The sequence below is a fragment of the Albidovulum sp. genome, assembly GCF_049646345.1.
Lineage (GTDB): Bacteria > Pseudomonadota > Alphaproteobacteria > Rhodobacterales > Rhodobacteraceae > Albidovulum.
The window spans coordinates 1-9483 of sequence record NZ_JBARVQ010000842.1 but is presented as its reverse complement, the minus strand read 5'-3'; the positions used below and the strand labels follow the sequence as shown (position 1 = coordinate 9483).

Annotated in this window: 9 protein-coding genes and 3 pseudogenes; 8 read left to right on the top strand and 4 right to left on the bottom strand. The window is 62.5% G+C overall.

All coding sequences use genetic code 11. From position 1 onward, the window contains the following. From WBB85_RS22145 to pyrF, 7 genes and pseudogenes are all read left to right on the top strand, one after another. Positions 1-352: pseudogene (locus WBB85_RS22145) on the top strand (AMP nucleosidase); the annotation flags it as partial. A 143-nt stretch (positions 353-495) separates the two neighbouring features. Beyond that, a complete protein-coding gene (locus tag WBB85_RS22140) occupies positions 496-783 on the top strand; it encodes an HU family DNA-binding protein (protein ID WP_432640734.1) in 288 nt (95 codons plus the stop codon). A 114-nt stretch (positions 784-897) separates the two neighbouring features. Continuing rightward, positions 898-1881 carry an NADPH:quinone reductase gene (locus tag WBB85_RS22135; RefSeq protein ID WP_432640733.1) on the top strand — a complete coding sequence of 328 codons (984 nt, stop codon included), beginning with the start codon at positions 898-900 and terminating at the stop codon, positions 1879-1881. Further along, positions 1878-2288: a holo-ACP synthase gene (acpS, locus tag WBB85_RS22130; protein ID WP_432640732.1), complete on the top strand. Its 411-nt coding sequence runs from the start codon at positions 1878-1880 to the stop codon at positions 2286-2288. The genes WBB85_RS22135 and acpS overlap by 4 nt, the downstream gene beginning before the upstream one ends. A gap of 239 nt (positions 2289-2527) precedes the next feature. Next, positions 2528-3220 (top strand): annotated as a pseudogene (locus WBB85_RS22125) (transposase); the annotation flags it as partial. A gap of 170 nt (positions 3221-3390) precedes the next feature. After that, positions 3391-3555: pseudogene (locus WBB85_RS22120) on the top strand (transposase); the annotation flags it as partial. Positions 3556-3730: 175 nt separating this feature from the next. Further along, the gene (gene pyrF / locus WBB85_RS22115; RefSeq protein ID WP_432640731.1) at positions 3731-4450 is read left to right on the top strand and encodes an orotidine-5'-phosphate decarboxylase; all 720 of its coding nucleotides are present in this window, start codon (positions 3731-3733) and stop codon (positions 4448-4450) included. A gap of 78 nt (positions 4451-4528) precedes the next feature. On the opposite strand, the gene WBB85_RS22110 is transcribed toward pyrF, so the two are convergent. Next, positions 4529-4795: a hypothetical protein gene (locus WBB85_RS22110; protein ID WP_432640730.1), complete on the bottom strand. Its 267-nt coding sequence runs from the start codon at positions 4793-4795 to the stop codon at positions 4529-4531. A 141-nt stretch (positions 4796-4936) separates the two neighbouring features. Next, positions 4937-5509, bottom strand: a complete 573-nt coding sequence (locus WBB85_RS22105; RefSeq protein ID WP_432640729.1) for a cupin domain-containing protein — start codon at positions 5507-5509, stop codon at positions 4937-4939. 122 nt (positions 5510-5631) lie between these two features. Here WBB85_RS22105 and WBB85_RS22100 point away from each other — a divergent pair, with 122 nt between their 5' ends. Further along, the gene (locus tag WBB85_RS22100) at positions 5632-6903 is read left to right on the top strand and encodes a 4-aminobutyrate--2-oxoglutarate transaminase (protein WP_432640728.1); all 1272 of its coding nucleotides are present in this window, start codon (positions 5632-5634) and stop codon (positions 6901-6903) included. A 50-nt stretch (positions 6904-6953) separates the two neighbouring features. Here WBB85_RS22100 and WBB85_RS22095 read toward each other — a convergent pair whose 3' ends face one another. Together WBB85_RS22095 and WBB85_RS22090 are read right to left on the bottom strand one after the other, a co-directional pair. Further along, positions 6954-8117, bottom strand: a complete 1164-nt coding sequence (locus tag WBB85_RS22095) for a TIGR03862 family flavoprotein (protein ID WP_432640727.1) — start codon at positions 8115-8117, stop codon at positions 6954-6956. Continuing rightward, positions 8114-9427 carry a mechanosensitive ion channel family protein gene (locus WBB85_RS22090; protein WP_432640726.1) on the bottom strand — a complete coding sequence of 438 codons (1314 nt, stop codon included), beginning with the start codon at positions 9425-9427 and terminating at the stop codon, positions 8114-8116. The genes WBB85_RS22095 and WBB85_RS22090 overlap by 4 nt, the downstream gene beginning before the upstream one ends. Between the last annotated feature and the right edge of the window lie 56 nt (positions 9428-9483).

The window sequence follows — 9483 nt, the reverse complement described above, 5'->3', positions numbered from 1 at the left end:
GCGGACCGGCACCGTCGCGACCGTCGACAACCGCAACTGGGAACTCCGCGACCAGACCGGCCCGGTGCAGCGGCTCAGCCAGTCCCGCGCCATCGCGCTTGACATGGAAAGTGCGACGATCGCGGCCAACGGATTTCGGTTCCGAGTGCCCTATGGAACCCTCCTTTGCGTCTCGGACAAACCGCTGCACGGCGAGTTGAAGCTGCCCGGAATGGCGACCGATTTCTACCGCACGCAAGTCAGCCGCCACCTTCTGATCGGGATTCGGGCGATGGAACGCTTGCGCGAAATGCCGCTGGAACGTATCCACAGCCGCAAGTTGCGCAGCTTTGAAGAGACTGCTTTCCTCTGAGACCCAACGGAAACGGCAAAAAAAACGCCACAAACAAGCGGAAAACGCTTGCCACAGGCCACAAAAGATTGTGTAGCAACACTACATGACGCTAAATGGCGCAGGATTACCCCCAACCGACGGGGCTCAGTGAGGAGACAGATATGTCCAAACCGATGACAAAGACCCAGCTCGTTGCCACCCTGGCTGAAGAGATGGGCACGGACAAGAAAGCTGCATCGGCAGCTCTCGACGCGATCTCGGCGGTTGTGACCCGCGAAGTTGCCGCTGGCGGCGCTGTCACGCTTCCCGGCATCGGCAAGGTCCAGTGCCGCGCCCGTCCCGAGCGCCAGGTACGCAACCCGGCCACGGGCGAGACGATGATGAAACCGGCCGACAAGGTTGTGAAGGTTTCCATCGCCAAGGCGCTGAAGGACAGCGTGAACGGCTAAACCGGTTGACCGGACGTGATCAGGGCCGCCCTTCGGGGCGGCCTTTCTCTTTTCATTGACGTGATAAAAGATCAAAACAGACGTGATCTGACCATCGACTGAGGGAGCATCGGCATGAAAGCGGTCTGGTTCGAAGGGTTCGGCGCAGCGCAGTATGTGCTGATCCTTGGCGATCTGCCGGACCCAGTGCCGGGTCCGGGTGAGGTGCTGATCCGGCTTCGCGCCTCGGGCGTCAATCCGTCGGATGTCAAGCTGCGCGCGGGGGCAAGGGCCGGTGCGGTGATGGGCTGGCCCAGGATCGTGCCGCATTCCGACGGTGCGGGCGTGATTGAGGCGGTGGGCGCGGGCGTCGATCCCGCGCGGATCGGCGAACGGGTCTGGATCTGGAACGGCGGCTGGCAGCGGCAATACGGCACGGCGGCTGAGCTGATCGCCTTGCCCACCGAACAGGCGGTACGCCTGCCCGACAGCACCGGCTTCGCCGAAGGCGCCTGCCTCGGCATTCCCGCACTGACCGCCTGGCACGCGGTCTTTGCCGGCGGGCCGGTCGCGGACAAGACCATTCTGGTGACCGGCGGCGCGGGCACGGTCGGGCGCTATGCCTGCCAGATGGCGCGCCTTGGCGGCGCGCGGGTCATAACCTCGGTGTCCTCGGCAGTGAAGGCCGCGCATTCGACGGCCACGGAATGGGTGAACTACCGCGACACGGAAGTGGCCGCTGCGGTCATGGACATGACCGGCGGCAAGGGCGTCGACCGCATTGTCGAGGTCGATTTCTCCGCCGGTCAGGCCACGGCGCTCGCGGTCTTGAAACCCGGTGGGGTGATCGCCACCTATGCCTCGGCCTCAGACATGCAGCCCCGGCTTGAATTCTACCCGCTGATGTTCCGCAACATCACCTTGCGCATGATCCTCATTTACCTGCTCGACCCCGAAACACGGCGACGGGGCGAGGCGCAGTTGACCGACTGGCTTGCCTCAGGCGCAATATCACATGCGGTCGTGCCCGGCGGAACGCTTGCCGATTGCGCCGCCGCCCATGAGGCGGTCGAAGCGGGTGCGAAACTCGGCACCGTGGTGATGGAGTGGGGTGCATGATCCTCGGCATCGGCACCGATCTGGCGAATATCGAACGCATCCAGGGTACGCTCGACCGCTTTGGCGACCGCTTCCTGACCCGTGTCTTCACCGAGCTGGAACAGCGCAAGGCCGAAAGCCGCAGGGACCGGGCGGGCACCTATGCCAAACGCTGGGCCGCGAAAGAGGCTTGTTCCAAGGCGCTCGGCACGGGGTTGCGCATGGGGATATCGTGGAAGGACATGGCGGTCACGAACCTCAGAACCGGTCAACCTGTGATGCATCTTACCGGCTGGGCCGCCGAACGGCTGGCCGCGATGACCCCCGAAGGGCACGACGCCATCGTCCATGTCACCCTGACCGACGATCACCCCTGGGCCCAAGCCTTTGTGGTGATCGAGGCGCGGCCGTTCTCCCCGCCCCCATAGTGTTGCCATTCGAACTGTACGTTTGCGGGACTTTGCTGCCGTTGGTGACAAGGCCCCTTTCGCCCGGGAACAAGCCGAAGGCGCCGGGCGAGCGCCTGCCCGTCCCGGCGGGCTGGCACCCGCCCGGCTTATGTCGCGTATCAGGCAACGGCAGCAAAGCCCCGATCGTGTTGAAAAACTCTCCTTGAGCGGGCCCTTTGCTGCTGATTCACTGCTGCTGCGGCAATGGAGATCGAGCGATGATGGTGCCGAAGAAAGTGGCGCAGGGCGCTTTGTTCTACGAGTTCTCGATCGAGGAACATGTTCCATCGGATCACCTCTTGAGGTCCATCGACAGATTTGTCGACCTCGGCGACATGCGTCGGCATCTCGCTCCGTTTTACAGCGTGACAGGGCGACCCTCGGTCGATCCCGAACTGATGATCCGGATGCTGATTGTGGGCTACGCTTTCGGCATCCGGTCGGAGCGACGGCTGTGCGAGGAAGTGCATCTGAACCTGGCGTATCGCTGGTTCTGCCGCCTCGATCTGACTGATGTCATCCCCGATCACGCCACCTTTTCCAAGAACCGTCATGGGCGGTTCCGCGACAGCAATCTGTTCCGGCATCTGTTCGAAGAGGTGCTGGCGCGCTGCATTGCCGAGGGTCTGGTGGGAGGCGAGAGCTTTGGGGCAGATACTTCGCTCATCAAAGCCGACGCCAGCCGCTATACCAAGGTGGACTTCACCGAGTGGTCTGCGGCAGATGTGGCAAATCGGGCGACCCGGGAGTATCTCGACACGCTTGATGACGCCGCCTTCGGCGCGGCGACACCGGTGAAGCCGAAGGCGATCTCGCCTGCCGACCCGGCGGCCAGATTGACTGGCGCCAATGGCGACAGGCCCTTCTTCGCCTACAGCACGAACTACCTGGTAGACCTGGAGAACGCGATCGAGGCATGAGGATGCGCGCCAGAACGCGCGGGACATCGCCAAGACCGACGCCTATAGCGTTTCGCGTTAAACCTGAATCACCTAACGCTGCCTGAAATCAAAGATTTCAACGCGTCAGGTGATGAGTGATGTTTCAAGTTAAACGCGAAACGCTGTATGTCACGTCGAGCTACGCCAGAAAGAAGGTCGAGATGCTGTTTGCACACCTCAAACGCATCATCGGTCTCGACCGTCTCCGCCTCAGAGGACCAAACGGCGCCAAAGATAAGTTCCACATGGCCGCAACAGTCCAGAACCTCCGTAAACTCGCAAAGCTGAGAACAATCCCGGCGTGAAAGGTCGGTCCGAAGCAATTCACCCATCCATTCAGCCAAAAAACAGGCCCACTTTTTCAACGGCATCGGCTCTAAGCGGAAACCCAATCTGAGACACAGCGATCCGGCCCGACACCTTGACAGACACTCCCCCGGCGATCATGAGGGCGCGACCCCGACCAGAAGGAGCACTCTGATGACCGCCGATGACCGTCTCATCGTCGCCCTTGATGTCCCGAACGCAATTACCGGGCTGGAACTGACCGAAAAGCTTGGTGAACGGGTAAACTTCTACAAGATCGGTCTCGGCATGCTGACGGGCGGCGGACTGGCGCTGGCCAATGAGCTGAAGCAGGAACACGGCAAGCGCATCTTTCTGGACATGAAGCTCTTTGACATCGGCGCCACGGTGGAAGCTGCGGTCAGGGGGCTGGCGCAGTTCGATCTCGATTTCCTCACCGTGCACGGCGATCCGAACGTGGTGCGTGCCGCGAAAGAGGGTGCGGCGGGCAAGGATCTGAAGATCCTCGCGGTCACTGTGCTGACCTCGCTCGACCGGGCCGACCTTGACGCGGCGCTGATCCGGCCGGGTGATGTTCCCGATATCGTCGCCGAACGCGCCACCCGCGCCTTTGAGGCCGGGGCCGATGGCGTCATCGCCTCGGCGCAGGAGGCCGCGATGATCCGCGCCCTTCCGGGTGCGGCGGGAAAACTGATCGTGACACCTGGCATCCGGCCCGCAGGCAGCGACCTTGGCGATCAAAAGCGCATCGCGACACCGGCCCGCGCCATTGCCGACGGTGCCGATCACATCGTCATCGGCCGCCCGGTCTGGGCGGCACCGGATCCCGCTGCAGCCGCGGACGCGATTCTGGAAGAACTGACCTCTCCACAGGCACGACGGCCGAACGTCTGAGACATCCGGCCGCCGCTGCTTTCCGGCATTTCAGCGGGGCAGACCGCACACCGACCGCCCCGCTCCGTGAGTGGTGGATCACTCGGTCACGGCGGGTGCCGCGGCCGGGTCTGCCGGTGCTGGTTCATCGACAGGCGCAAGGGCTGCCGGATCAGCGAGCCCGGCGGCCGGTGCCGACTGACCGTCGTTAGTCGAACCGGCCAACCAGATGACAATCGCCAAAGCTGCAACGATAATGCCCACAAGGATGACGACGCCCCCGATCCCGCCTTCGCGATGGGTCTGCATATAGGCCCGCGACGGATCGTAGGAGGAGCGCCCTGGCATGTGCTGCTCATAGTCCATGTAATGCTCCTTTCCATGGGTTACCCCCACAGGATCGGAGCTTTTCCGGGCCATTGCTATAAGCGGATAATCACTCAGCCATAGGCCGCCGGAACGTCCAAAACGCCTCGCAGATTTTCGCCGAAGCGGGCCAGCGTCGGGTCAGAAGGTCGGCGGCGTACAGGCCGAAACAATCACGCAATCTTCCGGACCGGGGTTGTGGAACCGGTGTGGGGTGCGACTGTTGAAGAGGTACCCATCACCCGTCGTCAAAAGTTGCGTATCCTCGCCGACGGTCACCAGAACCTGACCCGAAATCACGATCCCTGCCTCTTCGGCATCGTGACTGTAAAGCTCGGGCCCGGTATCGGCACCCGGCGCATAGGTTTCATGCAGCATCTGCACCGCGCTCGACCCCGGCCGTCCGACCTGACGAAAGACAACGCGGGCACCAGCCTCGCCCAGTTTCGCTTCGGGCGTGATTTCACGCAGTTCGTCATGGCGGAAATGCCATTTCGTCCCTGCATCCGCACTGCCCGCAAAGAAATCGCCCAAGGAGATGCCAAGCCCGCCGAGGATCTTTTTCAGGGTCGCGACCGACGGGCTGGTGCGGTTCTGTTCGATCATTGAAATCATGCCGCCGGTGACGCCGGTCATCGCGGCCAGTTGCCGTTGTGACAGACGCAGCTTTTCGCGTTCTTCTTTCAGGCGCGATCCGGTGTCGAAATCCGTCATTGCCGATCCTCGGTTACGGGAGCTTCTGTGTAGTGATAAATTTATTGTGCATCAATCTGCAATATTGATCATTTCTTGCCGAAGGATTATTGGGAACGGGAACACGTTCCGAGGAGAGCATCATGCTGAACGCCGAGATCGAAACCCGCCGCCAGTCCGCCATGTCGCGCGGCGTCGGCGTCATGACCCAGATTTATGTCGACCGCGCTGAAAACGCGGAGATCTGGGACAAGGAAGGCAACCGCTATATCGACTTTGCCGCAGGTATCGCGGTGGTCAACACCGGCCACCGCCACCCGAAGGTAATCGCGGCCGTGAAAGACCAGCTCGACCATTTCACCCATACCTGCCATCAGGTTGTGCCTTACGAAAACTACGTGCGTCTGGCCGAACGGCTGACCGCCATCGCGCCGATCAAAGGCGAGAAGAAGGCGGTTTTCGTGACCACCGGCGCCGAAGCGGTCGAAAACGCCGTCAAGATCGCCCGCGCTGCGACCGGTCGTCAGGCTGTTGTCGCCTTTTCCGGCGCGTTCCATGGCCGCACTTTCATGGGCATGGCGCTGACTGGCAAGGTCGTGCCCTATAAGGTCGGTTTCGGCGCCATGCCGAACGATGTCTTCCACGTCCCCTTCCCGGTGCCGCTGCACGGTGTCAGCGTCGAACAGTCGCTCGATACGCTGAACTACCTCTTCAAGGCTGATGTCGACCCCAAGCGTGTCGCCGCGATCATTCTTGAGCCGGTTCAGGGTGAAGGCGGCTTCTATGAGGCCCCGCGCGAATTCTTCAAGGCGCTACGCGCGATCTGCGACGAACACGGCATTCTTCTGATCGCCGACGAGGTGCAGACCGGTTTCGCCCGCACTGGCAAGATGTTCGCGATGGAACATTATGACGTCCAGCCCGACCTGATGACCATGGCCAAGGCCCTTGCCGGTGGTTTCCCGCTGGCCGCCGTCGTTGGCCGGGCCGAGGTGATGGACGCCCCCGCGCCGGGCGGTCTGGGCGGCACCTATGGTGGCTCGCCCCTTGGTATCGCGGCGGCCAATGCGGTGCTTGACGTGATCGAGGAAGAGGGGCTTTGCGACCGCGCCAACCAGCTTGGCTCGCGGCTGAAACAGCACCTCGAATCGTTGCGCCCCGACGTGCCCGAGATCGCCGACATCCGTGGCCCCGGCTTCATGAACGCGGTTGAGTTCAACGATGCCAAGACCGGCAAACCTTCGGCCGATTTCGCGGGCAAGGTGCGGGCCGAGGCGCTGAAGCGCGGGCTGATCCTGCTGACCTGCGGCGTTCACGGCAACGTTGTCCGCTTCCTGTCGCCGATTACCATTCAGGATGAGGTCTTCACCGAAGCCCTTGGCAAGCTTGAGGAGTCGATCCGCGCCGCACGCTAACGCGGTTCAACTTCAGACAGGAACTACGGCCGGGCCAGAAATGGCCCGGCCTATCTTGTGTTTGCCGCCGCCGTCCCCGCCCACCAACCGGTCGCCAGACACGCTGTCAGAAGGTAACCGCCTGTCGGAGCCTCCCAGTCCAGCATCTCGCCCGCGGCAAAGACCCCGGGAAGGGCGTTCAGTTCCAGATCGTCACTCAACGCGTCGCGCGCGATGCCGCCTGCGACCGATATCGCCTCATCCATGGGACGGGGCCCGGCATGGCGCACGGGCAGCGCCTTGATCAGGCGGGCCAGCGCCTCGCCCTGCGGCAAGGGCCGCCCCCATTCCTGCAACAGTGCGATCCGGATCGGGTCGAGGCGGAGTGCTTTGCGCAGCCAGTTCGCCACGGTTTCCTTGCCCCGACCTTTGGCGAGACGCGTCATCAGGTCTTCAAGGCTGCGATCCGGCAGAAGGTCGAGGGTCAGCGCTGCGCCGTCCCGCACCACACGGGACACGGCATAGACCCCGCCGCCCTCAATGCCCCGCGCGGACAGGACAAATTCACCGCGCTCGACCAGAGCCCCTGCAATCAGCGCGGTACCTTTAACCGGCTGACCGAAATGGCGTTCCATATGCGGCGACCAGTCGACCCTGAACCCCATATTCGCGGGTTTGAACGGCGCGATGGTGACACCCTTTTCCGCGAGGTGCGGCACCCATGCCGCGTCGGACCCAAGCCGCGCCCAGCTCGCGCCACCAAGTGCCAGAACCGCCACCTTGGGGTACAGCACCTGCTGCCCGCCGGGCGTGTCAAAGGCAAATCTATCACCCTCGAACCCCGCCCAGCGCCAGCGCGTGCGCAGTTCAACCCCGGCTGCGCCGAGTCTGCCAAGCCATGCCCGCAAGAGGGGCGAAGCCTTCATCGCTTTCGGAAATACGCGACCGGTCGAACCACAAAAGACCTCCTGCCCAAGACCGCGCGCCCAGTCCGTAACCTCCGTGGGGCCGAATGCCTTCAACATCGGGCGCAGCCAGTCTGCATCGTAGTGCTGGATGAACGCATCGAAGGGCTCGTCCTTGGTCAGGTTCAACCCTGACTTTCCAGCCATCAGGAATTTGCGCGCGGGGCTTGGCCGGGCTTCGCAGATGACAACACGCCACCCGGCTGCCGCCAGCGCCTCTGCCGCCATCAGCCCGGCCGGACCGGCACCGATCACCAAAGCATCACTCACTTGGGCAATCCGCCCTTCAGTTCGACCACACGGTGTGGATAGGGGATCTCGATCCCGGCATCCTTCAGCGCGTTCCAGACGGCAAACAGCACGTGGCTTGCATATTTATTGCGCCCGTCATCGATGCCCGAAACCCAGTATTCGACGCCGAAATCCACGCCGCTCTCGCCGAAACCTTTCAACTCGCAATCCGGGCCTTCAGGGTTCGACAGGACGAAGGGCAGGGCTTCTACGGCCTTTTTGATGATCGCGGGAACCTCGTTGATATCGGTGTCATAGCTGACCGAGAATGCGACCTCATAGCGGTTGGCACTGCCCTGATCGGAATAGTTCACCACGCGGGTTGTGATGAAATGTTCGTTCGGCACGACGATCCACTTGCCGTCATAGGTCTCAAGGATACAGGCGCGTGCGGTCATCCTGACGATGGTCCCGGCCTCGCCGCCATCCAGCTCGACATAGTCGCCGACCGTCGTCTGGCCCTCGACCAGCAGGATGATCCCCGAAATGAAGTTCGCCGCGATCTGTTGCAGGCCCAGCCCGATGCCGACGCCCAGCGCGCCTCCCAGAACGGCAACCGTGGTCAGGTCGATCCCCATGATGTTCAAAAGCAGCAGGAAGGCGACACTGAAGATCGTGATCTCGGCCGCTTTGGCGGCCAGCTCCCGTGTCGCGGGACGCAACTCCTCCTGCGCCTTGATGTAGTCAGCGCTTCTGCGGTTCGACCAGGATCCGAGCCAGAAGAGAAGGCTGCCCGCGATCGCGCCCCGGATCAGCGCCATCATCGAAAAGCTGATATTACCCAGCTCCACCGTCAGGCCTTCGAGCCACGCGGCCGCCTGATCGGTCAGACCAAAGACGTAGAGCGCGGCGACGGGGATCAGGACGTAGCGGCCAAGCAGCTTGAGGAACGGATCGCTCAGGACCTTGCCGACGAAAACCCGGATCGCGATGAACAGGAAAAGGCGTTTGCCAAAGGCGATCACAGCACCCGACCCGAACAGCGACCGGGTGACGCTTTCACCGATCGCGGTAAAGCCATAGGCGAGAAGCGGCAGGAGAAGCGGCAAAAAACGCAAGACAAAGCGCCGCAGGATGGCGAAGGGCCCCTTTGCACCCGTCGGCGGAGCGACAAAGGTCGCGATTCTGATCCCCAGCTTTTTCGCGACAACCACCGCGATCAGCCATGAGGCGACCAGCAGCGCGAACTGTGACCATGCCGCGGGGCTTGTGGCCCAGTCATAGGCGATGACCCAGCCCTGATCGAGATAATCGAGCGCCTTGGCAACGATATCAGGCTGTCCATCCATTGCGGTCTTGCCCCCTCAGGTTGCTCACTCCATCCTGTGACAAGAAACCGGCCATG

Excerpts from the sequence above, each read along its gene's own strand:
- WBB85_RS22140 (WP_432640734.1), top strand. The coding sequence starts at position 496 with ATGTCCAAACCGATGACAAAGACCCAGCTCGTTGCCACCCTGGCTGAA.
- WBB85_RS22135 (WP_432640733.1), top strand. The coding sequence starts at position 898 with ATGAAAGCGGTCTGGTTCGAAGGGTTCGGCGCAGCGCAGTATGTGCTG.
- acpS (WP_432640732.1), top strand. The coding sequence starts at position 1,878 with ATGATCCTCGGCATCGGCACCGATCTGGCGAATATCGAACGCATCCAG.
- pyrF (WP_432640731.1), top strand. The coding sequence starts at position 3,731 with ATGACCGCCGATGACCGTCTCATCGTCGCCCTTGATGTCCCGAACGCA.
- WBB85_RS22110 (WP_432640730.1), bottom strand. The coding sequence starts at position 4,795 with ATGGACTATGAGCAGCACATGCCAGGGCGCTCCTCCTACGATCCGTCG.
- WBB85_RS22105 (WP_432640729.1), bottom strand. The coding sequence starts at position 5,509 with ATGACGGATTTCGACACCGGATCGCGCCTGAAAGAAGAACGCGAAAAG.
- WBB85_RS22100 (WP_432640728.1), top strand. The coding sequence starts at position 5,632 with ATGCTGAACGCCGAGATCGAAACCCGCCGCCAGTCCGCCATGTCGCGC.
- WBB85_RS22090 (WP_432640726.1), bottom strand. The coding sequence starts at position 9,427 with ATGGATGGACAGCCTGATATCGTTGCCAAGGCGCTCGATTATCTCGAT.